This window comes from Arthrobacter sp. 05T47 (assembly GCF_056395825.1).
The window spans coordinates 60032-85344 of sequence record NZ_JBFTKG010000014.1 but is presented as its reverse complement, the minus strand read 5'-3'; the positions used below and the strand labels follow the sequence as shown (position 1 = coordinate 85344).

At 68.1% G+C, this 25313-nt stretch carries 23 protein-coding genes and 1 tRNA gene; 15 read left to right on the top strand and 9 right to left on the bottom strand.

The features are described 5' to 3' along the window. Nucleotide 1: 1 nt before the first annotated feature. The gene (locus AC1DEY_RS11950; RefSeq protein WP_476868112.1) at nt 2-775 is read right to left on the bottom strand and encodes a TetR family transcriptional regulator; all 774 of its coding nucleotides are present in this window, start codon (nt 773-775) and stop codon (nt 2-4) included. Between the two features lie 61 nt (nt 776-836). Here AC1DEY_RS11950 and AC1DEY_RS11945 point away from each other — a divergent pair, with 61 nt between their 5' ends. From AC1DEY_RS11945 to AC1DEY_RS11935, 3 genes are read left to right on the top strand one after another with little or no spacing between them, the layout of a single operon-like run. Beyond that, a complete protein-coding gene (locus tag AC1DEY_RS11945) occupies nt 837-2228 on the top strand; it encodes an acetyl-CoA C-acetyltransferase (protein ID WP_476868111.1) in 1392 nt (463 codons plus the stop codon). Between the two features lie 10 nt (nt 2229-2238). Continuing rightward, entirely contained in the window at nt 2239-3579 is a 1341-nt protein-coding gene (locus tag AC1DEY_RS11940; protein WP_476868110.1) for a 3-oxoacyl-ACP reductase, read from the top strand. Then, complete coding sequence (locus AC1DEY_RS11935) at nt 3576-4490, top strand: MaoC family dehydratase (protein WP_476868109.1); 915 nt, start codon at nt 3576-3578, stop codon at nt 4488-4490. The genes AC1DEY_RS11940 and AC1DEY_RS11935 overlap by 4 nt, the downstream gene beginning before the upstream one ends. A gap of 93 nt (nt 4491-4583) precedes the next feature. Here AC1DEY_RS11935 and AC1DEY_RS11930 read toward each other — a convergent pair whose 3' ends face one another. The 4 genes from AC1DEY_RS11930 to AC1DEY_RS11915 all read right to left on the bottom strand — a co-directional run bounded on the left by AC1DEY_RS11930 (nt 4584) and on the right by AC1DEY_RS11915 (nt 7861). Then, nucleotides 4584-5645 (bottom strand): FUSC family protein, encoded by a 1062-nt coding sequence (locus tag AC1DEY_RS11930; RefSeq protein WP_476868131.1) that lies wholly within the window; start codon nt 5643-5645, stop codon nt 4584-4586. A 184-nt stretch (nt 5646-5829) separates the two neighbouring features. Next, complete coding sequence (locus tag AC1DEY_RS11925) at nt 5830-6897, bottom strand: glutathione S-transferase family protein (RefSeq protein ID WP_476868108.1); 1068 nt, start codon at nt 6895-6897, stop codon at nt 5830-5832. Nucleotides 6898-6941: 44 nt separating this feature from the next. Then, entirely contained in the window at nt 6942-7706 is a 765-nt protein-coding gene (locus AC1DEY_RS11920) for a M50 family metallopeptidase (protein ID WP_476868107.1), read from the bottom strand. Next, nucleotides 7703-7861: a hypothetical protein gene (locus AC1DEY_RS11915; RefSeq protein WP_476868106.1), complete on the bottom strand. Its 159-nt coding sequence runs from the start codon at nt 7859-7861 to the stop codon at nt 7703-7705. Before AC1DEY_RS11915 ends, AC1DEY_RS11920 begins: the two co-directional genes overlap by 4 nt. A 167-nt stretch (nt 7862-8028) precedes the next feature. Here AC1DEY_RS11915 and malQ point away from each other — a divergent pair, with 167 nt between their 5' ends. From malQ to AC1DEY_RS11895, 4 genes are all read left to right on the top strand, one after another. Then, entirely contained in the window at nt 8029-10257 is a 2229-nt protein-coding gene (gene malQ / locus AC1DEY_RS11910) for a 4-alpha-glucanotransferase (RefSeq protein ID WP_476868105.1), read from the top strand. Nucleotides 10258-10369: 112 nt separating this feature from the next. Further along, nucleotides 10370-11473 carry an alkaline phosphatase family protein gene (locus AC1DEY_RS11905; RefSeq protein ID WP_476868104.1) on the top strand — a complete coding sequence of 368 codons (1104 nt, stop codon included), beginning with the start codon at nt 10370-10372 and terminating at the stop codon, nt 11471-11473. Between the two features lie 247 nt (nt 11474-11720). Further along, nucleotides 11721-13241 carry a CYTH and CHAD domain-containing protein gene (locus AC1DEY_RS11900; protein WP_476868103.1) on the top strand — a complete coding sequence of 507 codons (1521 nt, stop codon included), beginning with the start codon at nt 11721-11723 and terminating at the stop codon, nt 13239-13241. A 34-nt stretch (nt 13242-13275) separates the two neighbouring features. Further along, nucleotides 13276-14391: an AI-2E family transporter gene (locus tag AC1DEY_RS11895; RefSeq protein WP_476868102.1), complete on the top strand. Its 1116-nt coding sequence runs from the start codon at nt 13276-13278 to the stop codon at nt 14389-14391. A 156-nt stretch (nt 14392-14547) separates the two neighbouring features. Here AC1DEY_RS11895 and AC1DEY_RS11890 read toward each other — a convergent pair. Further along, nucleotides 14548-14630, bottom strand: a tRNA-Leu gene (locus AC1DEY_RS11890). 164 nt (nt 14631-14794) lie between these two features. On the opposite strand from AC1DEY_RS11890, the gene AC1DEY_RS11885 reads away from it, so the two are divergent. Both AC1DEY_RS11885 and AC1DEY_RS11880 read left to right on the top strand, forming a co-directional pair. Next, entirely contained in the window at nt 14795-16111 is a 1317-nt protein-coding gene (locus tag AC1DEY_RS11885; RefSeq protein WP_441408647.1) for a M20/M25/M40 family metallo-hydrolase, read from the top strand. Between the two features lie 15 nt (nt 16112-16126). Continuing rightward, a complete protein-coding gene (locus AC1DEY_RS11880; RefSeq protein ID WP_476868101.1) occupies nt 16127-17287 on the top strand; it encodes an acyl-CoA dehydrogenase family protein in 1161 nt (386 codons plus the stop codon). Between the two features lie 26 nt (nt 17288-17313). Here AC1DEY_RS11880 and AC1DEY_RS11875 read toward each other — a convergent pair whose 3' ends face one another. Further along, nucleotides 17314-17547: a DUF5703 family protein gene (locus tag AC1DEY_RS11875; RefSeq protein WP_018772920.1), complete on the bottom strand. Its 234-nt coding sequence runs from the start codon at nt 17545-17547 to the stop codon at nt 17314-17316. A gap of 39 nt (nt 17548-17586) precedes the next feature. Between AC1DEY_RS11875 and AC1DEY_RS11870 the strand changes: the two genes are divergently transcribed. Further along, nucleotides 17587-17862: a hypothetical protein gene (locus tag AC1DEY_RS11870; RefSeq protein ID WP_476868100.1), complete on the top strand. Its 276-nt coding sequence runs from the start codon at nt 17587-17589 to the stop codon at nt 17860-17862. Between the two features lie 74 nt (nt 17863-17936). On the opposite strand, the gene AC1DEY_RS11865 is transcribed toward AC1DEY_RS11870, so the two are convergent. Continuing rightward, nucleotides 17937-18872 carry an aldo/keto reductase gene (locus AC1DEY_RS11865; RefSeq protein WP_476868099.1) on the bottom strand — a complete coding sequence of 312 codons (936 nt, stop codon included), beginning with the start codon at nt 18870-18872 and terminating at the stop codon, nt 17937-17939. A 51-nt stretch (nt 18873-18923) separates the two neighbouring features. Between AC1DEY_RS11865 and AC1DEY_RS11860 the strand changes: the two genes are divergently transcribed. Beyond that, nucleotides 18924-19757 (top strand): undecaprenyl-diphosphate phosphatase, encoded by an 834-nt coding sequence (locus AC1DEY_RS11860; RefSeq protein WP_476868098.1) that lies wholly within the window; start codon nt 18924-18926, stop codon nt 19755-19757. A 15-nt stretch (nt 19758-19772) separates the two neighbouring features. Further along, nucleotides 19773-21053, top strand: a complete 1281-nt coding sequence (gene mshC, locus AC1DEY_RS11855; protein WP_476868097.1) for a cysteine--1-D-myo-inosityl 2-amino-2-deoxy-alpha-D-glucopyranoside ligase — start codon at nt 19773-19775, stop codon at nt 21051-21053. 31 nt (nt 21054-21084) lie between these two features. On the opposite strand, the gene AC1DEY_RS11850 is transcribed toward mshC, so the two are convergent. After that, on the bottom strand, nt 21085-21990 hold the full coding sequence (locus AC1DEY_RS11850; RefSeq protein ID WP_476868096.1) for a PAC2 family protein: 906 nt from the start codon (nt 21988-21990) through the stop codon (nt 21085-21087). Nucleotides 21991-22143: 153 nt separating this feature from the next. Between AC1DEY_RS11850 and AC1DEY_RS11845 the strand changes: the two genes are divergently transcribed. The 3 genes from AC1DEY_RS11845 to AC1DEY_RS11835 all read left to right on the top strand — a co-directional run bounded on the left by AC1DEY_RS11845 (nt 22144) and on the right by AC1DEY_RS11835 (nt 25275). After that, on the top strand, nt 22144-22917 hold the full coding sequence (locus AC1DEY_RS11845; RefSeq protein WP_476868095.1) for an HAD family hydrolase: 774 nt from the start codon (nt 22144-22146) through the stop codon (nt 22915-22917). Continuing rightward, entirely contained in the window at nt 22910-24097 is a 1188-nt protein-coding gene (locus AC1DEY_RS11840; RefSeq protein ID WP_476868094.1) for a site-2 protease family protein, read from the top strand. Before AC1DEY_RS11845 ends, AC1DEY_RS11840 begins: the two co-directional genes overlap by 8 nt. A gap of 101 nt (nt 24098-24198) precedes the next feature. Then, nucleotides 24199-25275: a tRNA (adenine-N1)-methyltransferase gene (locus AC1DEY_RS11835; protein WP_476868093.1), complete on the top strand. Its 1077-nt coding sequence runs from the start codon at nt 24199-24201 to the stop codon at nt 25273-25275. The last annotated feature ends 38 nt before the right edge of the window (nt 25276-25313 follow it).

The window sequence follows — 25313 nt, the reverse complement described above, 5'->3', positions numbered from 1 at the left end:
TTCAGTTCGTAGGCGTGGGACCGGCGTGTCCGGGCTGGGCCGTGTCCTCGCCCGCCGGGTCGCCCGGGTTCGATGGACCGGCCTGCGCCGGGGCCGTTGACTGCAGTTCGGGGGCGATTCCGAAGCAGAGCCAGTCCGTGATCTGCCGGGCCATGGCTTCCTGGTCCGGCTTGGCGGGGCCGGGCGGGCTGGCCAGCCACTGCTCTCCGGCGTTCCGAACCAGGCCGATCGCGGCGTTCGGCCAGTAGCCGATCACGGCTTCCTTGTCCTGGCCGCTGCCCAGGTGGCTGCGCATGGGCCGGGCAATCATGTCGCTAATGGCGGCGAAGAAGTGGCTCAACGCCCCGGCGGTGGAAACCGGCGCGCTGGCGGCATCCGCTTCGCCCGGGGCGTGGCGGGTGACGAAGGTATAGACATTCGGGCTGGTCTCGGCCATCTGCAGGTAGGCGGACACCATGGCGAACAGGCCTTCGCGGGGAGTCTGGGCGCTCTGGGCCGCCTCCTGGATGCGCCGCTGCATCTGGCTTAGGACCACCTCGCCGACGGCCTGCTGGAGCCCGGCTTTGTCGCCGAAATAGCGGTAGAAGACAGACTTCGACGTTCCCGCGGCCGCGGCGATGTCCTCCATGGACGCGTCGCTGCCAAGGGCGTGCACTGCCCGCCGGGCCGATTTGATGAGCTCCCGCCGCCGTTCCTCGCGGTGCGACTGCCAGCGGGAAGCGCGGCCGTCGACGGCGGTGTGCCCGGCGGGCGCGGTTGCGTCGGAGATGTTCACGATACCCAGCGTATCAGGTACGCTGGGTATCGGTAACCGCTTTGATTGAAGGAGACAGCCCATGTCCGTCAACGGACAGTCAGTGCCCCGCCCCCAACCAGCCGCCGAATCAGGTGCCGCACCAGCCGCAGCAGGGGAGGCGCCCGCCGCCTCGGCGCGGCTCCGCAAGGCTGTGGTGGTGGGCGGCAACCGCATCCCSTTCGCCCGSACCGGCGGCGCGTACACCAAGTCCTCTAACCAGGACATGCTGACCGCCGCCCTGGACGGACTGATCGCCCGCTTCGGCCTCCAGGATGAGCGGATCGGAGAAGTCGCTGCCGGAGCTGTCCTGAAGCACTCCCGTGATTTCAACCTCACCCGGGAGGCAGTGCTCGGCTCGGCCCTTTCCGCCGAGACACCGGCATACGACCTCCAGCAGGCCTGCGCCACCGGCCTTGAAACGGTGCTCGGCCTGGCCAACAAGATCAAGCTGGGCCAGATCGAGTCCGCAATCGCCGGCGGCGTCGACTCGGCCTCCGACGCCCCCATCGCCGTCAGCGAAGGACTCCGCGAGGTGCTCCTGGACCTCAACCGCGCCAAAACGGTGTCCCGGAAGCTGCAGGTGCTCAGCCGGCTCCGGCCCAAGGACCTGGCCCCCGATGCCCCGAACACGGGGGAGCCGCGGACCGGACTGTCCATGGGCGAGCACCAGGCGCTGACCACTGCACAGTGGAAGATCACACGCGAGGCCCAGGATGAGCWCGCCTTCAACAGCCACCGGAACCTTGCCGCAGCCTACGACGCCGGCTTCTTCGACGACCTCCTGACCCCCTACCGAGGCCTGAGCCGCGACTCGAACCTGCGGGCCGATACCAGCCTGGAGAAGCTGGCCACGCTTAAGCCCGTATTCGGCAAAAACCTCGGCGCCGAGGCGACCATGACGGCCGGCAACTCCACCCCGCTGACCGACGGCGCCTCCACCGTGCTGCTCGCCTCCGAGGAATGGGCCGACGCCCACGACCTCCCCAAGCTCGCCACCGTAGTCGACGGCGAGGCTGCCGCCGTCGACTTCGTCCACGGCAAGGACGGGCTTCTCATGGCGCCGGCGTTCGCGGTGCCGCGGCTGCTCGCACGGCACAACCTCACCCTCGAGGACATCGACTTCTTCGAGATCCACGAGGCCTTCGCCGGCACGGTGCTGAGCACCCTGGCCGCCTGGGAGGACGAGGAATTCGGCCGCACCCGCCTCGGCCTGGACGGTGCCTTCGGCAGCATCGACCGTTCCAAACTGAACGTCAACGGCTCATCGCTCGCCGCCGGACACCCCTTCGCTGCCACCGGCGGCCGGATCGTGGCGTCGCTGGCCAAGACCCTCCACGCCACCGGCCAGGTCAACGGTCGCCCTGCCCGCGGTCTTGTCTCCATCTGCGCCGCCGGCGGCCAGGGCGTCGTCGCGATCCTCGAAGCACTCTAAGGAACATCGGATGAGCGACAAATACACGCAGTTCGTCAGCCACGGACTCGGCAAGGACATCGCCAAGCGGCTCGGGCTCCCACAGCCGGTGGGCCTTCGGCGGTACCAGCCCGGCGTCCCACTCATCGAAGGTCCCGTCCTTGTCCAGGGGTCAACCAGGGGCGCCGACGACCTCGCCGCCACACTCCTGGCCTGGAACCTGGATGTCCGCCGCCACGCGATACCCAGGGAAAAGCTCGGCGCCATCATCCTGGTCCTGGACGAACTGGCCCACCCCGCCGACCTGGAGATACCGGTTCTCACCGCCGCCGGCTCCCTGCGTGATCTCGCCCGGAACAGCCGCGTCATCACCGTGTCCCGCACGGCGCATACCGCCGCGGATCCGGCGACGGCAGCGGTCCGGCAGGGCGTGGACGGTCTCCTGCGGTCCCTGGCGAAGGAACTCCGCGCCGGCGCCACCGGGAACGGCATCCTGCTCGCCGACGGCGCCGGGACCACCAGCCCCGGAACCCTCGGTGCAGTGCGGTTCTTCCTGTCGGGCCGCTCGGCCTTCGTGGACGGGCAGTTCCTGACCGTCAGCTCCGGCGCGGGACAGCTGCCAGACGCCGTCGACAAGCCGCTGGCCGGCAAGGTGGCCGTCGTGACCGGCGCCGCCCGGGGAATCGGGGCCGCTATCGCCCGCACCCTGCACCGCGACGGCGCCACGCTGATCCTCGTCGACATCCCGGCGGCCGGGGACCACCTTGCGGAGGTGGCCAACGAGGTCCGCGGGACCGCGCTGCAGCTGGACATCAGCCGCGAGGACGCCGGGGAGCGGATTATCGAGCACGCTGCGGCACGCCACGGCCGGCTGGACATCATGATCCACAACGCCGGAATCACCCGTGACAAGCTGCTGGCCAACATGGACGCGGGCCGCTGGAACTCCGTGATCGGCGTCAACATCGCCGCGCAGCTGCGGATCAACGAGGCACTCCTGGCCTCGGAGCACCTCGGCGAATCGCCCCGCATAGTGTCCGTGGCCTCCACGAGCGGCATCGCCGGAAACCGCGGCCAGACCAACTATGCCGCGTCCAAGGCTGGCGTAATCGGTATGGTGCGCGCCACGGCTCCGCTGATCGGTGAGCGCGGCGGGTCCATCAACGCCGTGGCCCCGGGATTCATCGAAACCGAGATGACCGCCAGGATCCCCTTCGCCACCCGCGAAGTGGCCCGGCGGCTCAATTCCCTCCAGCAGGGCGGGCAGCCGGGCGACGTCGCCGAGGCCATCGCGTTCCTGGCCAGTGACGACGCGGGCGGAATCTCCGGGGAGGTGCTGCGGGTCTGCGGGCAAAACCTGGTCGGCGCATGAGCGGTTCCCAGACCGTCATCCTGGGCGAGATGCCTGCCCTGTCCAAGCTCTACGTCAACGCGGCGGCCGCTGCGGCACGTCGCCGCGTGTTGGGCACCCACGGTGGCACCGAACTGCCGGCCTACACTCACGAGGTCCGTGGCGTAAAGGCGGACGTAGCCAACCTGACCGCCTATCAGCACCTAATCGGCGAGAGCGCGAGCGACGTGCTCCCCGCCGGCTTTATCCATGCCCTGGCGTTTCCGCTGGCCATGAGCGTCATGAACCGGGACGATTTCCCGCTGCCGCTGCTCGGCATGATCCACCTGAACAACAAGGTGGTGCAGTCCGCGCCGGTTCTGTTCAGCCAGGCCCTGGACATCCGGGCCCGGGTGGAGAACCTGCGCGGGCACCGGGCCGGCACGCAGCTCGATCTCGTGGCGGAGGTCCGTGCCGCAGGGCAGGAGGACCTCAGCTGGCGCGGGGTCTCGACCTATCTGGCCAAGGGCGTGTTCCTTCCCGGGATCGACAAGCCCTCGGTGCCCGTGACGCCGCCGCCGTTCTCGGTGCCGGATCCGACGGCCCTGTGGCAGCTGGGCGTCGACACCGGTCGCGCCTACGCGGCCGTGTCAGGCGATTTCAACCCCATCCATCTCAGCGTCCTGACCGCCAAGGCGCTGGGGCTCCGCCGTTCCCTTGCCCACGGCATGTACCTGGCGTCGCGGGCGCTGGCCGACGTCGGCGCCGTCAGGGGGGATTCGTTCAGCTGGGATGTGGCGTTCGAGGCGCCGGTGTTCCTGCCGGCCCGGGTGGCGCTGGACATCAGTAGCATGCAGGCCGACGGCGGCGCCTGGCGGCGCTCTGACTACGTGGCGTGGAACGCACTCTCCGGGCGCCGGCACTTCAGCGGTTCCGTCGCGGCGCTGCCGTAGCCGCCGTCGTTCCTGCCGGTCGCCTTCCCGGCTGGCGGTGCGCTCCGTTGCCTGGCCTGCGGGCGGGTTGGCCTGTTGTGACCTATGCCCGACCTATGCCGCCGGTTGGGCCCCGGGTTGTGCCTCTGGCCTGCCGGGCGTGGCCACCTTCAGCATCCGGTGCAGGCTCAGGAGGATGGATTCCACCGCGCTCGGGGCATCCTTGCTGTGCTCTTCGGAGCCCAGCCGGGCGGTGAGTTCGTTGATCCCCGCATCGGCGGTGACGGCCAGCTCGGCCTGGCGTTCGGGCTGTTCTTCCTCCATGGCACGGAGGACGTCGCCGACGGAGGACAGGGCGTCCGCGAGGGGCGCCGCGTAGGCGTCCGGAATCACGAACGGGGTGTCCTCGTCCCAGATGACCTCGGAGAGCACCTGGGTCACGTCCTGGACGTGGAACGTCAGCCGCTCGAGGTCCCGCAGGCTCCGGTAATCGAGGTCCAAGTCGTGCGGATGCAGGTGGCGGCGGGGATTGGCCTGACGGCTGGCGTCGGCCTTCTCCACGGCGAGGCGCACGGACCGGGCGTGTGCCGCGAGCGCTTCCGAGCGGCGCGACCAGTTTTGATGTTCCGGCGGCCAGCTTTCCTTCAGGGCCTTGCCCATGTCCCAGAGTTGCTGGGCGAGGGCCTGGCGCAATTCCGCGATGCTCAGGGCGGCGGCCCGGAAATGCAGCGGCGGGAAGACCAGCAGGTTCACGATGATGCCCACCGTGACGCCGACGCCCATCTGGAAGAGGTACCCGAAGGAGAACGTGTCCGGATTATGTCCGCCGACCAGCAGCACCAGGAGCGCCGCCGTCGGGATCCAGTCCCGGCCCGAGCCGATCTTCGGCAGCCCGGCCAGGATTACGCCCAGGGCCATGACCAGGGCGACCGTGAGCGGAGTGGGCGAACCGAGGCTGAAGAGCATGAACGCGAGGCCGACGCCGATCGCCAGGCCGACGAGCGTCTGGAGGCCCTGGCGCATGGAACCGGCAACGTTCTCGTACATGGCCACCAGGGCGCCGAGCGGGGCGTAGTACGGATACTCCGCAGCGGAGCCGGGCATGAAGGGAGCGATCGCGAAGGCGATGCCCGCGGCCAGTCCCGCCTTCAGGGCCAGCTGGAGCCGGGGCCACAGAATTGCCGCGGAGACGGCATGGGAAAGGTTGCGGGACCATCGGCGCGGCGCGGAGGGTGGGCTGCCGGCTGTCTTTTCTGGGGTGACCATCCCGGCTCACCCTAGGGCCGGAAGCGTGCTGCGACAAGTGGACTAACCAGCCGTGGCTGGGGTCACTTCAGTGACGGACCGGCCGGGGGACCGCTCAGGCGGCGCCGTGTCCGGGGGTGACCTCTTCGCCGGCGCGGACCGGTCCCGGCGGTGTGCCGGTGCCGAACGGCCGGCCGCCCAGCGCTTCGCGGCCGTGTTCCGAGAGCCAGTTGCCCAGTTCGGGGCCGCGGGGGACCACTCCGGTGGGATTGATGTCCTCATGGACGATGTAGTAGTGCTGCTTGATCTGGACGAAGTCGGTGGTGTCGCCGAATCCGGGCGTCTGGAACAGATCGCGGGCGTAAGCCCACAGGACCGGCATTTCGCTGAGCTTTTGCCGGTTGCACTTGAAGTGGCCGTGGTAGACGGCGTCGAAGCGGGCCAGTGTGGTGAACAGGCGGACATCTGCCTCGGTGATGGTGTCGCCCACAAGGTACCGCTGCCCTGCCAGCCGTTCTTCGAGCCAGTCCAGGGCCGTCCAGAGCCGGTCGTAGGCGGCGTCGTACGTCTTCTGGGAACCGGCAAAGCCACACCGGTAGACGCCGTTGTTCACCTCGGTGAAGACGCGCCTGTTGACGGCGTCGATCTCATCCCTCAGGTGCTCCGGGTACAGCTGCGGCGCCCCGGCCCGGTGGAACTGTGCCCATTCCGTGGAAAAGTCGAGCGTGATCTGGGCAAAGTCGTTCGTAACTACCTGTCCGCTCGGAACGTCCACGATCGCCGGGACGGTGATCCCGCGGGGGTAGTCGGGGAAGCGGCGGAAGTAGGCGTCCTGGATGCGCTCGATCCCCAGGACGGGGTCCGTGCCGTCCGGGTCCAGGTCAAACGTCCAGGACCGGACGTCGTGGGTGGGGCCGGGCTGGCCGAGCGAGATGACGTCCTCCAGGCCGAGCAACCGCCTCACGATCACTGTGCGGTTGGCCCATGGGCACGCGCGCGCCGCGATGAGGCGGTATCGTTCCGGCTCCACCGGCCAGCCCGGCTCTCCGTTGCTCCCCGGTGCGCCGTCCCGGGTGATCCGGTCCTCAATGTARTTGGTGTCCCGGGTGAATTCCGCGCCGCCGGTCACRTAGGCGCCTTTGGTGCTGAATCCGGGATCGTCGGTGTGGGTAGTCTGGCTCATGGTCCCAGCCTAAGGCCGGGAATTAGATGGCCCGAACTCCGTTGCTACAGTGCCGTGAACACCGGCGCCATCGGCTGCCAGGCAAACCACCAGGCACCGGCCACTACCGCGGCGAAGAGGGTAATCCACATCACGGCGGGAACAGAGGTAGCCCGGGCCAGGAGATAGGCGTCCGACGTCGGCAGCCTCTCACGGTGCCGCAGATGGACGTTGGCGAGTTTGCCGAGGTCCCGGACGGCAGCGACCAGGAGCGCGAGTCCGAGCACGATCAGGACGTGTCCGTTGAACGCCGGCGGCACGAACAGCACCAGCAGCGCGGCGGCCAGCACCGCTGCGGCGGTGATGAGGAGCCCGACGCCGTTGCGGAGGAAGAGGAATGAGGCCAGCAGGATCAGCGTGCCCACTGACATCGCGGCCGGGCCCCAGCCGTTGAAACCGCACCACACCATCAGGGCGCCGACGACGGCGGGGACCGGGTAGCCCCAAAAGGTCGACCAGGCGGCCGAGAGCCGGCTCCTGCTGTACGTCGTGGTGGTGCCGGAGTGGTCCAGGCCCAGCCGGATGCCGCCGAGCCGCTGGCCGGTGGTCAGGGCGGCAAACGCGTGGCCGAGTTCGTGGGTCACGGTGCCAAGCAGGCCAAAGTAGCGCCACGTCAGGCGGGGTAAGGACAGTGCGACGGCCAGCACGATCACGACGACGAGCTCGGTGCTGGTCACGTGCGGACTGGGAGCGTGCGAGAAACCTGCAACGATCCGCTCCCACCATGTCACGGCGAGGTTCGGTTCCGCGGGCAGGCCGAGCCCGGTCATGCCCGGCCCGGGGCGTGCCCGATGCAATGCGGGGCCCAGGGCGCGGCCTCCAGCCGGCCCTCCGGAATCGGGGCGCCATGAAGGGTGGGCAGGAGGGCAAGCTTCCGGTCACGTTCCTCGTGCAGCAGGACCCGGAACCGTTCGACGTCAACCATAGAATGCAAGGCTAGCGCGGACGCCGTGGCGGCGCCTAAACGGACCGACGGGCCGGGCCGCGCGCCTGTGTAAGGGAATGGCTCCAAGGAACACCTCGAAACTGGTAGATAAATCCCATCTCCTCGGAGGGGGCGCGGGGTGTGGGGGCAGCGTCTAGAGTGGGCGCATGGCGGACCGCACCTTCCTCGAGAACCCCGACGACTCCGACGACGTAGAAGTCCCAGTGAACCCCGGGAGCCCCGGGAACATAGATGCGGCGGATGGGCTCCTGCGCGAACTCGCCGCGGCCCACGGTGTGGACACGAGCTACTGGGGCTGGGACGGCATGGAACGGTCCGTGGCGCCCGGCACGCTCCGTGCCGTGCTGGCGGCCCTGGGCGTCCCCGCCGACGGGCCCGGCGAGCAGCAACGTTCCCTGTCGGCGTCCCGGCTGGCGCCCTGGCGGCGCATCCTCCCCCCGGTTCTGGTGCTAAGGGAGGGACGGGAGACCCCCGTGGACGTCCATGTACCGCACGGGGCCGGAGTCCGGGTCTGGATCGGCGCCGAAGACGGCAGCAGGCATGAGGCCACCCAGCAGGAGAACTGGGACCAGCCGGTCGACGTCGACGGCGTCCTCACCGGTCGTGCCACGTTCACCATTCCCGGCGACCTCGGCCTCGGCTGGCACACCCTGCACGCCGATGCCGACGGCACGCTGGCGCAGTGTCCGCTGGTGGTCACACCCGGCCAACTCCGAACTCCTGCCCCGATTGCGGGGCGCCGCACCTGGGGGCTGACGGCCCAGCTGTACTCTGTGCGGTCCTCCCGGTCGTGGGGGATTGGCGACTTTGCCGATCTCAGCGACCTCGCGACCGTTGCAGGTGGGCAGGGGGCCGGCTTTGTGCTGGTCAACCCGCTACATGCCGCCGAACCTGTGCCGCCGGTCGAGGACTCGCCGTACCTGCCCACCACACGGCGCTTTTTCAACCCGCTCTACCTTCGGGTGGAGGAAATCCCCGAATACGGTTACCTCGACGCCGCCGGCCGGGCCGAGGTCGCGGGCCTGGCCGAAAGCCTGCAGGCAGCCAACCGGTCCCGGGACCTGCTGGACCGCAACKCCAGTTACGCGGCGAAGCTCGCGGCCCTGGAACGCGTGTTTGCGGTGCGCCGCGGACCGGCCCGCACCCGGGACTTCGCGGACTTCCGCGCCGATCAGGGCAAGGGGCTCGAAGACTTTGCGCTGTGGTGTGCACTCGCCGAAGAGCTGCCGCCGACGGCGTCGGAGTGGGCCGGTGCGGCGGCAACCCCGGAATCCCCGTATTGGGTCGAGCAGCGGCCGCGGCTCGCGGGCCGGATCGAATTCCACTGCTGGCTCCAGTGGCTCTGCGACCAGCAACTCGAGGCGGCACAGCGCTCGGCGCACCACGCGGGCATGGGGATCGGCGTCGTGCATGACCTCGCCGTCGGGGTAAATCCTGGCGGTGCCGATGCCTGGACCCTGGCCGGCGTCCTGGCCCGCGGCGTCACCGTGGGCGCACCCCCGGACATGTTCAACCAGCTGGGCCAGAACTGGTCGCAGCCGCCGTGGCATCCGGGCCGGCTCGCCGAATCCGGCTATGCCGCATACCGGGACATGCTCCGGACTGTGCTGCGGCACGCCGGCGGCATCCGCGTGGACCATATCCTTGGCTTGTTCCGGTTGTGGTGGATCCCTGCGGGGGCCGGCCCGGAGAGCGGCACGTACGTCCATTACGACTACGAAGCCCTGATCGGCATCTTGGCACTTGAGGCGCAACGGGCGGGGGCGATCGTGATCGGCGAGGACCTGGGCGTGTTCGAGCCATGGGTCCGCGACTACTTGGCCGAGCGGGGGATATTCGGCACATCGATTCTCTGGTTCGAGCACGACGCCGAGGGCCCGATTCCGCCGGAGCACTACCGCCGTCAGTGCCTGACCAGCGTCAACACCCACGATCTGCCCCCGACAGCCGGTTACCTTGCCGGCGAACATGTCACTTTGCGGGAGTCTCTGGGGCTGTTGCGGCGCCCCGTGGAGGACGAACGCGCGGAGGCGGCAGCGGAGCAGGAAGCCGTGCTGGCCCAGGTCCGGGCCCGCGGTCTGTTGATGGACACTCAGGACCCCTCGGACATGCAGGGCCCGGATGTCAGGACCACGGTGGAGGCGCTCTACGCGTACACGGCGCTGGCCCCGTCCGCGCTGCTGGGCGTGGCGCTCGTGGACGCCGTGGGGGAGACCCGGACCCAGAACCAGCCGGGCACCAGCACCGAGTACCCGAACTGGCGGATCCCGCTGGCCGCTCCCGAGGGCGTGGTGCTGATCGATGACCTGCCCGGGAACGAGCGGTTCCTGTCCCTGCTGGGCACTGTCCGGGAAGCGCTGCATCAAGCGGACTGACGCGGGTACTTCAGCTGGGCCCTAAACGATCACCTCAGCGACCTGAGCGATTCCTGAGACCTGAACTGCGGGCAGCGTTGGCTGCACCGATGCCGGCCGCTAGCATGGTCCGATGACGCGGATCGGCCGAGGTTTTTTGGCCGGCGGGTGGGCGCTGGCGATGATGCTGGCGGGGTGCACCGCGGTGCACCCCTTCCAGGCCGGCCCGCCTGCGCCCCCCGAAGCGCCGTCCTCCGGAGCGCCCTTCTCCGAAGCGCCGTCCTCCGAAGCCCCGCCTCCTGAGGCCACAGCCACGGACTCGCCGCCGGCGACAGCCCCGCCTGCCGAGCAGGCGCCGCCGGGCCAAGGCACCCCTCCCGCCGCGAGCCCGCCACCGTCCCCGTATTTCGCGCAGCCGGCGCCGCACCCGGCGCCGGGACCGCAGGGCGGCGGCATCCGGCACATTGTGGTGATCGTGCAGGAAAACAAGGCGGCCTCGGAGATCATGGGCGCCAGCGAGGCAGGCTACTTCAACATGCTCGCGGCAGAGTTCTCGGTGGCTRACAACTACCGGGCGATCATGCACCCGAGTCTTCCCAATTACCTCGTCCTGACCAGCGGGACCAACGCGGGAATTACCAGCAACTGCAAACCGAAGTCCTGCACGGCCAATGTGCGCTCCATCGCCGATGAGATCCAGCAATCCGGGCGCACCTGGAAAATGTACGCCGAAGGCATGCCCGCGCCCTGCTCCGCGCAGGACTCCCGGCGGTATGCGGTGAGGCACAATCCGTTCATGTATTACCCCGCCGTGACGGGCGACTTGGCCTCGTGCTCGGACCATGTTGTGCCGTTTTCCCGGCTGGACCAGGACCTGCAATCGGCGGCGACCCTGCCGGACTACTCCTTCATCACCCCTGACTTGTGCAACGACACCCACGACTGTCCCATCGGCACCGGGGACGGCTGGCTCTCCCGCGAGGTACCGAAAATCCTGGGGTCGCCGGCCTTCACGACGCAGAATTCCCTGCTGGTGGTCACCTGGGATGAGGGCAGCAAGGACGACAACCGGGTGGCCACAGTCTTTGCCGGCCCGGCCGCACGCAGAGGCTTCACGTCCAATGCGGCCTACTCTCACTACTCCCTGCTGCACACCGTCGAGGACCTGTGGGGGCTTCAGCCCCTGACCGACAACGTCCGCAACGCGCCCCTCATGAGCGACATGCTCAACCAATAGCGCTGCTGCCCGGGCAGCGTGCCCGGGTTGTGCGCGGCAATTCACAGCCACCGGCGACGGCGCCCGCCGCTTCCCGGCGAACACACAGCAAACACTGCCCATAATGGTCCCGAAGCTCCGGTCAACCGCTATTTGGTCGGAGCTTCGCCACGTCCACCCTTGCCGGCGAAATCTGTGCACCCGGGTGCTGCGACAAAAAGGGCTTTGGACACGTGCCGGAAGTGCATGCCAGTTCCTAGAATGGATCATGGCTGGTTCCGAAGTGATTGAGGTGGAACACAAATACAGCCCTTCCGAATCCGACGCCCTGCCGAGGCTGGCATCAATACAGGGCGTAGATCGCGTGGGGGAACCCGTAAGCGAACAGTTGGACGCGGTCTACTTTGACACCCAAGCACTGGCGCTGGCCGCACGGCGGATCACCCTGCGCCGCCGCTCCGGTGGCCCGGATGCGGGCTGGCACCTCAAACTCCCGGTCGCCGCGGGGGAGCGGCGGGAGATCACGGAGCCGCTCGGAGCCGATCAGGACGCCGTGCCGGAGCGTCTGCGCCAGTTGGTGCTGGTTCACACCCGCAACCACGTGCTGGTGCCTGTGGCGCGTATCAGGACCAGCCGGAGCTCGACCCCTTTGTACGCTGCCGATGCCGCACTCCTGGCCCGGTTCAGCGATGACCGGGTCGAGGCACAATTCCTGTTGCCGCCGGCGGAACCGTCGCGGTGGCGGGAATGGGAAATTGAACTCGCCGACGGCCCCAGGGCGCTGCTCCAGGACGCTGACGAAGTGCTGGCCGCAGAGGACGTCCCGGTCTCCGCCCTGCCCTCCAAGCTCGCCAGGGCGCTGGGCGCCAGGTATCCCGGGGAACCGGCACCGGCGCCAAAACCACGACGGCGCGGGCCGGCGTCGGATGTCATGCTGGCTTACATCTTCCAACAAGTTCGGGCCTTGAAGGTCCATGACCCCGGAGTCCGCGTCGATGCGCCCGATGCCGTGCACCAGCTCAGGGTGGCCGCGCGCAGGTTGCGGTCGGCGCTGGCGACCTTCCGGTCGCTGACGGATAGGTCGTCGTCCACGTTCCTGCGGGCCGAACTCCAATGGCTCGCCGGCACCGTGGGCCAGGCGCGGGACACCGAGGTCATCCGCGCCAGGCTGAAGGACATGCTCGATGCCGAGCCTCCGGAGTTGCTGATCGGTCCGGTGGCCCGGCAAATCGAGGAGCAGCTCGGCACCATCCAGCTTCAGGGCCGCGCCGCAGGTTTGGAGGCACTGGACAGTGACCGCTACTTCCGTCTCCTCGATTCCCTCGATGCTTTCCTGGCCGCACCTCCGCTTTCCGGTACTGCCCGGAATGAAGCGCTGGGAACGATTGGCCGGCTGGTCTCGGCCGACCGCAAACGCCTGAAGGCAGCGGTCCGGTCCCTGAACGGCGGCACCGACGGGACGTCGCAGGATGCCGCACYCCACGATGTTCGCAAGAGCGCAAAGCGGCTGCGGTACGCGGCCGAAGCGGCTTCGCCGATTTTCGACAAGCAAGCAACCACCCTGGCCCGGGCCGCGGAGGAAATCCAGGAAGTACTCGGAGATTTCCAGGACAGCGTGGTCACCAGGGAAACCCTGCTGATGCTGGCCGCGCAGGCAGCTGCCGACGCGGGCAGCGGATTCACTTACGGGAGACTGCACGCCCTGGAGCAACAGCGCGGCAATGAAGCGCGCGTGCGCTTCCTGGACTCCTGGCAAAATTCCAGGCCGGAACCCCTGCACTGGGAGTAACCGCGACGACGCAGCGCTGCGAAAGAGGGCACCAATGACCGAACTCCGCACCGGTTTAGCGGCCATATGGTCGGACGGACTCGGCCGCGCCAGCATCCGTTCCGTCCAGGCCCTTTCTGTGGCCGCCCTCGCGTGGGCGATCATCTGGTCCGCGACGCGCGTTTCGCTCGTCGTGATTCCGGTCCTGATTGCCGTCATCCTGGCCGCGGCCATTTCCCCCCTGGTCCGCTGGCTCACCGGGCGCGCATGGCCGCGCGCCCTCGCCGTCGTCGCCGCGTTCGTGGCCATCGTCGCCGTTGTTGGCGGCGTCATCGCCGGTATCGTGATCCTGGTCTCCCGCCAGTGGGCGGAGCTCTCGGCCCGTGCCACTGCCGGGGTTGACCAGCTGCACTCCTTCCTCAATACCGGACCTGTCCCCGTCAGCGACCAACAGATCACCGCCGCGATCAACTCCGTGCGGGAGTTCTTCACGTCCAGCTCCTTCGGTGCAGAGGCAATCACGGGAGCCCGTACCGCGGGAGAAATATTCGCCGGCTCGGTATTGATGGTCGTGACGCTGTTCTTCTTCCTCAAGGACGGGCCCGAGATCCGGACGTTCCTCATCGGTTTCCTGCCCGCCGACCAGCGCGCCAAGGCACGCCTGGCCGCAGACCGCAGCACTGTCGTCCTGGGCGGGTACGTGCGCGGCACCGCCATTGTCGCCGCGATCGACGGTCTCGTCGTCGGGATCACCCTCGCCATCATGGGCGTACCCCTTGCGCTTCCGCTGGGTGTGTTCGTCTTCATGGGCGGCTTCATCCCGATCGTCGGCGCCACCGTGGCGGGCACCCTCGCCGTCGCCGTCGCCCTGGTCTCCAACGGCCTGATCCAGGCGCTTATCGTCCTCGCCGTCGTCATCGGGGTCAACCAACTCGAACACCACTTCCTGCAGCCGGTCCTGATGGGCAAAGTGCTCAGCATCCACGGACTGGCCATCCTGCTGGTCCTGGCCGCCGGCACTTTGCTCGCCGGCATCGTTGGAGCGTTGCTGGCCGTGCCGATCACGGCCGTCGCCTGGACTGTCCTCAAGACGTGGACCGGCCGCGATCCTCTGCCCGAGCCCCAGCTGACGGAACCTGGGTTGCCCGAACCAGAGCTGCCGGCTGGTTAACCTGCCCAGTAGTCTCAGCTCAGAGTCAGCGGAGGGATCCCATGTGCTTGAAATCACTCAGGACATCGAGGAAGTCCCCGGCAGTGGGCTGGCCCCCGCCTGGGTGAAGACAGAAAAAAACCCCTGGAATCCTTAGATTCCAGGGGTTTTCCCTTGTGCGCGGAGGGGGACTTGAACCCCCACCCCCTTTCGAGGACTAGCACCTCAAGCTAGCGCGTCTGCCATTCCGCCACCCGCGCAGGTGGTAATTCCGAGTTCGTTTCGCCTCTCAGCGTTTTGCTTTTCTCGGAAGCAGCGAGAAAGACTCTAGCACGACTTTTCCGGAAACAAATAATCGGGGTCCGCGGGGGTGGTGTGGGTAGGCTGAAGCCAGCAATTGAGCCACCCGCTAAGAGGAGCCGCAATGACTGACAACCGGACTGAACCCAGGCCCGAGGACGAGGTCGTCAGGATCTGCCAAGAGCTGATCCGGATCGACACATCCAACTACGGAGACGGCTCCGGCCCCGGTGAACGTGCGGCCGCCGAGTACACCGCCGGGCTCATGGCTGAAGTCGGGCTGGAAGCCGAAATCTTCGAAGCCGCCCCCGGCCGCGCCAGCGTCGTGACCCGGCTGGCGGGGGAGGACCCCTCGGCCAGCGCGCTCGTGGTCCACGGCCACCTGGATGTTGTCCCGGCCCTCCGCGAGCAGTGGTCGGTGGACCCCTTCGGCGCCGAGCTGAAGGACGGCCTGATTTGGGGACGCGGTGCCGTGGACATGAAGGACATGGACGCCATGATCCTGTCCGTGCTGCGCAACTTCGCCCGCACCGGCCGGAAACCCAAGCGCGACCTCATCTTCGCGTTCTTCGCCGACGAGGAAGCCGGCGGCACCTACGGGGCCCGCTACGCCGTCGACAAGCGGCCGGAGCTCTTTGAGGGGGCCACGGAGGCGATCTCCGAGGTTGGCGGTTTTTCCGCCACGATCGGCGGCCAGCGCACCTATCTGCTCCAGACCGCGGAAAAGGGCCTCTCCTGGCTCCGCCTTGTCGCCCACGGCCGGGCAGGCCACGGTTCCCAGATCAACACCGACAACGCCGTGACCCGGCTCGCCGGAGCTGTCTCCCGGATCGGCGCCTACAACTGGCCCATCGAGCTCACGCCGACCACCCGGCAGTTCCTCGACGGCGTCACCGAACTCACCGGCGTCGAATTCGATCCCGACGACCCGGACAAGATCCTCAAGGAACTCGGCACAGTGGCCCGTTTTGTCGGCGCCACGCTGCAGAACACCACCAACCCCACCCTCCTCAAGGGCGGCTACAAGCACAACGTCATCCCGGAATCCGCCGAGGCCCTCATCGACTGCCGCACGCTGCCCGGACAGGAAGAACAGGTGCTGGAGATCGTCCGGGAACTCGCAGGGACCGGCGTGGACATCAGCTACGTGCACAACGATGTCTCACTGGAGGTGCCGTTCGCCGGGAACCTCGTCGATTCGATGATCGACGCCCTGCATTCGGAGGATCCGGGCGCCAAGGTGCTGCCGTACACGCTGTCCGGCGGAACGGACAACAAGTCCCTGAGCCGGCTTGGCATCACAGGCTACGGGTTCGCCCCCCTGATGCTTCCGGACGAGCTCGACTTCACCGGCATGTTCCACGGTGTGGACGAGCGTGTCCCGGCGGATTCCCTGAAGTTCGGTGCGCGGGTGCTGGACACCCTGCTCACCAACTACTGATCGGGCGCCCCGGCCATGACGCCCGAGGACATCCTCACCGCGCCGCTGCTGGAACGGATCCGCGGCCGCGCCGCCGGCTACGACCGCGACAATGCCTTCTTCCATGAGGACCTTGCGGACCTGGCGGCGGCCGGCTACCTGAAGATCTTTGTCCCCGTGGCCGACGGCGGTCTGGGACTCGGGCTGGCGGACGCGGCGCAGCTGCAGCGCCGGCTGGCGACGGCGGCGCCGGCCACGGCGCTGGCCGTCAACATGCACCTCGTGTGGACCGGCGTCGCCCACGTGCTCGGAGCCCGGGGGGACTCCTCCCTGGACTTCATCCTCCAGGAAGCCGCCCAGGGGGAGATCTTTGCCTTCGGCAATTCGGAGGCCGGCAACGACTCGGTGCTGTTCGATTCCCGCACCGAGGCCGTCCCCGTGCCCGGCGGAGGCTACAGCTTCACCGGGCGCAAGATTTTCACGAGCCTCTCACCGGCGTGGACCCGGCTGGGGATCTTCGGGAAGGACTCCTCGGCGGCCGACGGCGCCGGGGAGCTGGTCCATGGCTTCATCACCCGGGATACGCCCGGGTACCAGATCCTGCCGGACTGGGACACCCTGGGCATGCGGGCCAGCCAGTCCAACACGACAGTCCTGGACGGCGCCGTCGTGCCGGCGGAACGGATCTTCCGGAAACTTCCGGTGGGCCCGAACGCGGACCCGCTCATTTTCGCGATCTTTGCCTGCTTCGAGACCCTGCTGGCTGCTGTTTACACGGGAATCGGCGAACGGGCCCTCACACTCGGGGTGGAAGCCGTACAGCGCCGCACGTCGTTCAAGAACGGCGGCCGCAGCTACGCCCAGGACCCGGACATCCGCTGGAAGGTGGCGGAGGCAGCGATGGCCATGGATGCGCTGTACCCTCAGCTCTCCCGCGTTGCCGCCGACGTCGATGAACTGGCTGAGCACGGCAGCCAGTGGTTTCCCCGGCTGGTGGGCCTCAAGGTCCGGGCCACGGAAACGGCGCGCACTGTCGTGGACCTCGCGATCCGGGTGTCGGGCGGATCAAGCTACTTCCGCGGCTCTGAACTGGAGCGGCTCTACCGGGACGTGCTGGCCGGCATGTTCCACCCGTCCGACGACGAATCGGCGCACAACACCGTGGCGAACGCCTGGCTGGGCCCGCTGGAGCCCTAGGGGCGGCCCTGGGGCCCGGGGGAGTCCTATACGGTGCGCTGGACCTGGATGACTTTCCGGCGCAACCAGAACCGCCGCCCGCCGCCTACGTAGAGGCGGCTGCGTTCCAGTTCCCATTTGCCGTACTCGGAGTGCTCCACCAGCCGGCGGCGGGCCTCGGGCAGGGAATCCTCAGGGCCGACCGTCAGGACGAGGTACTCGTACTGCTTCACATAGTCCCGTTCCCGCCGGACCGAGCTGCTCAGAAAATGTTCTTTCATTGCTCTCCATTTTCGTCTTTTTCCGACTAACGTGAAGTCATGAGCATCGATCCGCGTGTCGCGCTTCAGTCACTGACCTCTGCACTCGAAGAGCACCTGGCGGCGGCCTCCGCCCGCAGAAGCGACGGGGATCCCGCGGTCGAAGCGGCGTTCTTCGCCGTCGCCGATGCCTTTGAAGTTTACGACGACGCTCTCTATGAAGCCTATGGGGAAGTGACGCCCCTGGAAGTGATCGACGGCGACGAGGACGACGATGACGTGGACGATGTCGACGACGAAGAAGACCTCGAGATCCTGCAGAACTCAGAGAACTGAGCCGCCAGGAAACTGAGTAGCCGGAAACCAGGCCGCCCGAGAACTAGGCTGGCCTGCGACTTCTTTGGACGGACCTAGGCCGGGTCGGAAACGTCTTCGAGCGCCTGGGCGATCTCCGGCGGCAGCGGCGCCAGGGCCGAATCCAGGATCTCCTTGAGCTGCACCGGCGTCCGCGCGCCGACGACGGCAGTTGCCACGCCCTGCTGGGACAGCAGCCAGCTCAGCGACACATCCAGGGCCGTCCGGCCGAGACCCTTCGCCGCCATGGCGACCGCCTCCACCACGCTCGACGCGGGTGCCTCAAGATACGGCTCCACATAGGTGGCGAGCCGCTGGTTGGCGGCACGGGAATCCGCCGGGATGTGCCCGCGGTACTTTCCGCTCAGGACGCCGCGTCCCATCGGTCCCCAGGCCATCAGGCCGAGCCCGGCGTCCTCGATTGCCGGAATCAGCTCGATCTCCGCGTTGCGCTGCAGGAGCGAGTATTCGGACTGGTTGGCCACGAGGGGAAAACCGGCGATCGCGGCGGCCTTGGCCGTCTGCCAGCCGTTGAAATTGGAGACGCCGGCGTACCGCGCCCGGCCGGATCGCACGGCGAAGTCCAGCGCGGACAGGGTTTCTTCCAGCGGCACATTTGGATCCCAGGCGTGCGCGAACCAGAGATCCACGTAGTCGGTTCCCAGCCGGGCCAGGCTCGCGTCAAGGCCGGAGAGCATGCCGTTGCGGGAGGTGTCGACGCTGCGGCGGCCGTCCGACGTCGTCAGGCCGGCCTTGGTGGAGATCACCACTTCGGAACGGGCGACGACGTCGCCGAGCATTCCGCCGAGCATCGCCTCGGCCTGACCGTCGGCGTAGGACGCCGCGGTGTCAATCAGGGTTCCGCCGGCATCGACGAAGGACCGCACCAGGGCGGCGGCATCCTGTTCCTCGGTTTCCCGGGCCCAGGACATGGTGCCAAGGGATAGGGCGGACACGCGCAACCCACTGTTGCCGACATAACGCTGCTGCATGCCAGCAAGCTTACGGGAGTCGCCGTGCTTCATAACGTAGGGTCTATAAACGTGAACTGGATGCAAGCGGCCCTGCTGGGCCTGGTACAAGGCCTGACCGAGTTCCTCCCGATTTCCTCAAGCGCCCATTTACGGATCGTCGGCGCCTTCCTGCCCGATGCGTCCGACCCCGGCGCGGCCTTTACGGCCATCACCCAGCTGGGCACCGAGACGGCGGTGATTGTCTATTTCTGGCGCGATATCCTGCGGATCATCCGCGCGTGGTCCGGTTCGCTGACCGGCAAAGTGTCACGGCAGGACCCGGATGCGCGGMTGGGTTGGCTGGTGATCCTGGGCAGCATCCCGATCATCGTCCTCGGCCTGCTGTTCCAGGACCAGATCGAATCCGTGCTCCGCAGCCTCTGGGGCGTCGCCACCATGCTGATCGTGTTCGGCATGGTCCTCGCGGTGGCAGACACGGTTGGCAAGCAGAACCGCGAACTGACGCAACTGACCTACAAGCACGGCCTCTATTACGGACTCGCGCAGGCCCTGGCCCTGTTCCCGGGCGTGTCCCGCTCCGGCGGCACCATCAGCGCCGGCCTCCTGATGGGCTACACCCGGGAGGCGGCAGCCCGCTACTCGTTCCTGCTGGCCATCCCTGCCGTGTTCGGCAGCGGCTTGTACCAGTTGTACAAAGTGGTCTCCAAGGAAGGCATCACCGGACCGTACGGGCTCCCGGAGACGGCCCTGGCCACCGTGATCGCCTTCATCGTGGGCTACGTCATCATCGGCTGGTTCCTCAAGTACGTCTCCACCCGCGGCTACCGGCTCTTCGTCTGGTACCGGATCATCCTGGGAATGTCACTGTTCCTGCTGCTCGGTTTCAATGTCATCAGCGCCTAGCACTAGGCTTGGGCTGTGAAATCCTGGATCTCCCGCCCCGTTGCCCAGCTCCCCGGCAGCATGCCCGCCCTGCGCCTTTTCGACACCGCCAAGGGCGGAATCGTCACCCTGGAGGCCACGGGTGAGCAGTCCATGTATGTCTGCGGCATCACCCCGTATGACGCCACGCACATGGGCCACGCGGCCAGCTATGTCGCCTTCGACCTGTTGAACCGTGCCTGGCGGGACGGCGGCCAGCAGGTCGCCTACGTCCAGAACGTCACCGACGTCGACGATCCCCTCCTGGAGCGCGCGACGGCCACCGGCGTGGACTGGCGGGACCTCGCCGCGAGCCAGATCGAGCTGTTCCAGACCGACATGGAAGCCTTGAACGTCCTCGCCCCGGACCACTACGTCGGTGCCGTCGAGTCCGTTCCGCTGATCGTTCCGGCCATCGAGCGCCTCCTGCACAACGGACTCGCGTACCGCGTGCCCGGCAGCGCCGGGGAGCCCGACGGCGACGTGTACTACGACGTCGAGGCCGCCGGTAAACATTCGACGGACGACGCCGACGCCTGGACCCTGGGATCCATTTCCGGACTCTCCGACGCCGAAATGCTCGARCTSTTCGCCGAGCGCGGYGGCGACCCCGGCCGSGCCGGGAAGCGCCAGGCGCTGGACCCGCTGCTGTGGCGGGTTGCCCGCGACGGCGAGCCCAGCTGGCCCGGCGGCGAACTGGGGGAGGGGCGGCCCGGCTGGCACGTCGAGTGCACCGTGATCGCCCAGGAATACCTGCCCAAGCCCTTCACCGTCCAGGGCGGCGGCTCGGACCTCATCTTCCCGCACCACGAAATGGGCGCCGGCCACGCGTACTCCCTGGCCGGTGTGCCGCTGGCCCGCCACTTCGCGCACGCCGGCATGGTGGGCCTCGACGGGGAAAAGATGAGCAAGTCCAAGGGCAATCTCGTCCTGGTGTCAAAGCTCCGCGGTGACGGCGAAGAGCCGGCCGCGATCCGCCTGGCCATCCTGGCCCACCACTACCGTACGGACTGGTCCTGGACCGCCGAGGGGTTCGCCGAGGCCAAGGACCGGCTGCGCACCTGGCGCGAGGCCCTCGCCGTGGCGCCCCAGGGCTCCGCCGCGGGGCTCATCGGCCGGATGCGGACCGAGCTCGCCAATGACCTCAACGCGCCCGGCGCCCTCGCCGCCGTCGACGCCTGGGCGAAGGCAGCCCTGGAAACCCCGGAGACGCCCTCCGCCACGGACGCCGCACTGGTGAGCGACGCCGTCAACGCGCTCCTCGGCGTCGAACTCTAACCCGCCACCCTCTACGCTCGGCAAACCCCTGCTAGGGCTTGTCCTTGCCCCGGCGCTTGAGATAGCGCTCGAATTCGCGGGCGATGGATTCACCGCTGGCCTCCGGGAGGTCGGCGGTGTCCTTCGCCTCCTCCAGCTGGCGCACATACGCCGCAATCTCGGGATCCTCGGTGGCGAGCTCGTCCACGCCCCGCTCCCACGCGTCGGCCTCCTCCACGAGTTCCGTGGTGTCCAGCGGGACCTGGAGCAGCTCCTCAATCCGGTGCAGGAGCGCAAGCTGGGCCTTGGGCGAGGGCGCCTGGGCGACATAGTGCGGCACGGCGGCCCACAGCGACACGGTGGGAAGCCCGGCCAGCATGGCCACCTCGGCCAGCACGCCGACTATCCCCACCGGGCCCTCGTACTGGGAGGCCTCGAGGTCCATCCGTTCGCGCAGGGCGGCGTCGTCCGTGGACGCGCTCACCGGAATCGGCCGGCTGTGCGGCACATCGGCGAGCAGCGCCCCGACCAGGATCACATAGTCCACGTGGAGGGCCTCGGCATGGACCAGCAGCTCTGCCGTGTAGGCACGCCACTTATAGGACGGCTCGGTGCCCTGGACAAAGATCACGTCCACGTTCGAGTCGGGGACACTGGCCTTGAAGATCCGTGTTGACGGCCACTTGATCTTCCGTTCGCCGGCCGCCGTCCGGCGGATCGTGGGCCGGGTGAACTGGAAGTCGTAGTACTCGTCGGCGTCGATCGCCGCGGCCTTCTTGCCGCCCCAGAGCTTGTTCAGATAGCGCAGGGCATCGCTGGCAGCCTCGCCGGCGTCGTTCCAGCCCTCAAAGGCAGCCAGCATGACGGTGATACGCCGACCCTCGGGGACGGGCAGCAGCAGCCGCTCCGGCTCGGAGACGGCGCCTGGTTCGGTGGGGTCTGCCTCGAAGCTGTTCATGCCATCACCCTACGTCCAAGACCCGGCCCCGCGCAGGCAATTGGGCGCTCAGCGTGCCCAATTACCGCCCCGAATCCCGCGGCGCGGCGGCCGGAATTCGCCGTAGGCGTAGCGCGGGCTCCGGTCCGCGGGCTTCCCCGTAGACTGGAGGGCATGCGATCCTCAGCTTCCCGGCCCCTTCTAAAAGCAGCGCTCTGGGACATGGATGGCACCATTGTCGACACCGAGCCCTACTGGATCGAAGCCGAGCGCGCCCTCGTTGAAGCCCACGGCGGGCAATGGTCCCAGGACCAGGCCATGCAGCTCGTCGGGCAGGCCCTGACGTTCTCCGCGGGCATCCTGCAGGCAGCCGGCGTGAAGATGGAACAGCGCGAGATCATCGACACGCTCACCGGCCATGTCATCAGCCAGGTCCGGAACTCCGTTCCCTGGCGGCCGGGGGCCCGCGAACTGCTCGACGAGCTTTACAACGCCGGCGTCCGGTGCGCCCTCGTGACCATGTCCGAGGGCCCGCTGGCCCGGGAGATCGTCGCGAGCCTGCCGGAGCCCTACTTCGAGTTCCTCGTCACCGGGGACACCGTCACGCAGGGGAAGCCGCACCCGGAGGCCTACCTGACGGCCGTGGAACTCCTGCAGCAGCAGGATCCCGAACTGGGACTGCACCACTGCGTGGCCCTGGAGGATTCCGTGCCGGGTGTCGCAGCTGCCATCGCCTCCGGCGTCGTCACGGTCGCCATCCCGCACATCCTGCCCCTCCCGCACGACCCCCGCCGGGCCACCTGGGACACCCTCGAAGGCCGGACCGTTGCCGACCTTGAGGAGCTGGTGGCCCTGCGGCAGGAATTCCCGGACGCCACGTTCGGCGGGGCGGCCGATTCAGGCCTGCGCCCAACCGTTGCCCCAGCAGGGAGCCAGCACCGTGGCTGACACCGGCAGCCGGGGGCAATCCGGCAAGAGCACGGCTTCCCGCCGCGAGGGGATCCCGCTGGGCCGCATTGCCGGCATCCCGGTATTTCTGGCGTATTCCTGGTTCATCATCGCCGCCTTCACCGTGATCGCGTACGGCCCGGTCCTGCAGAGCAACAATCCGCGTCTCGGCGTCACCGCGTTCTTCGTCGCCTTCGCCTACGCGCTGCTGCTCCTGATTTCCGTGCTGGCGCACGAACTCGCCCACGCGCTGACCGCGAAGATCTTCCACTGGCCCACGGAAAAGATTGTCCTGAACCTTTGGGGCGGGCACACGCAGTTCCAAAGCTTCACGGCCTCACCTGGCCGCTCCGTCCTGGTGGCGATGGCCGGACCGGCCGCGAACTTCGTCCTGGCCGGCGCAGGCTGGCTCCTGCTTTCGTTCGGTGACCTGCGGGGTGTTGGCGACATCCTGGCCAACATCTTCGTCTGGGCCAACCTGCTGATCGGCATCTTCAACGTCCTTCCCGGCCTCCCCCTGGACGGCGGCCGGCTGGTGGAATCCGCCGTCTGGAAAGTCACCGGCAGCCAGGAAAAGGGCACCATTGCCGCGGGCTGGGCGGGCCGGATCATCGTGGTCGCCCTGGCACTGTGGTTCATCGTCCTGCCCCTGGTCAGCGGCCAGCGGCCGGACATTACCTTCACCCTTATCACCGCCCTCGTAGGCAGCTTCCTGTGGATGGGCGCATCAGCGTCGATCCAGCAGGCCCGCCTGCGCGGCAGGCTGTACCTTGTCGACGCCGCGGCCCTCGCCGAGCCGGCCCTCGGCCTACCGGAAACCGCCACAGTGGCCGACTTCCTGGACCGGGCGCCGGCAGGAAAGCCCGCCGTGGTGCTGTGCGACCGGGACGGCCGCCCCGTCGGCATCGTCGACGCCGGAGCCGCAGCCACCGTGCCCGCCGCGCTGGCCGCCGCGACCGCCCTCACCGCTGTCTCCTACCCCCTTGGCGCCGGCGCCTATGTCCCCGAATGGTCCAAGGGCCAGGAACTCGTCCAGTACCTGGCCCAGCTCGAAGGCCAGGAGTACGCCGTCGTGGACCGCGACGGCGCCGTCACCGGGCTGCTGCGCCAGTCCGCTGTGCTCAAGGCCATCACGGGCAAGTACCGGAACGAGCGCCAGAACCAGGGGCAGAGCCGGTAGAGTTACTGGGCGGTCGTGAATTTCCGGCCCCCACGCGCAAGGACCGGTGACCGCCGGCATGTCCGCGGCCACACAGCTTTACAGGAGCGAGGAACATCTTCATGAGCAGCGACACCGCCGCAGGCACTAACACCGTCACCACCCCCGCCGCAGGCGACACGACTGCCGCCGCCCCCGTCAACGGCGCGACCGGCGCGGCGCGCCGCCGCGGACCGTTCCGCGAAGGCGAGCGGGTCCAGCTCACGGACGAGCGGGGCCGCATGAACACGATCACGCTCGAAGTCGGCGGGGCCTTCCACACCCACCGGGGATTCCTGAACCATGACGAGATCATCGGCCAGCCAGACGGCTCCGTGGTGGTCAACAACGTCGGACAGCAGTACCAGACCCTGCGCCCGCTGCTCTCGGACTTCGTGCTCTCCATGCCGCGCGGCGCAGCCGTGGTCTACCCCAAGGACGCCGGCCAGATCGTCACCATGGCGGACATCTTCCCCGGCGCCCGCGTGGTCGAAGCCGGCGTCGGCTCGGGCGCCCTGTCCATCTCGCTGCTGCGCGCGGTGGGGGACAACGGCTACCTGCACTCATTTGAGCGCCGCCAGGAATTCGCGGACATCGCCCGCGGCAACGTCGAGACCATCTTCGGCGGCCCGCACCCCGCCTGGAAGATCTCGCTCGGCGACTTCCAGGAGGAAGTCGTCCGCACCGAGGAACCCGGCTCCGTGGACCGCGTGGTCCTGGACATGCTCGCCCCGTGGGAATGCCTCGACGCCGTCGCCACCGTCCTCGCACCGGGCGGAGTGTGGATCAATTATGTCGCGACTGTGACGCAGCTTTCGCGGACAGCCGAAGCCATCCGCGCCGACGGCCGGTTCACCGAACCTGACGCTTGGGAATCCATGGTCCGCGGCTGGCACCTCGAGGGCCTGGCCGTACGACCGGATCACCGGATGGTCGCCCACACCGGATTCCTGCTCGTAACCCGCCGGCTGGCCGACGGCGTCACGGGAATCTCGGTGAAGCGCCGTCCCTCCAAGACTGACTTTAACGAAGAAGACGTCAATGCCTGGACCCCGGGCGCGGTGGGCGAGCGGGCCGTTTCGGACAAGAAACTGCGCCGCGCCGCCCGCGACGCAATCGCCGGAACAAACGTCGTGGACGCCCCGGAGATAACGAACTAGGCAGCATATTTAGGATGTCTCCAGCGGCACCAGCCTTC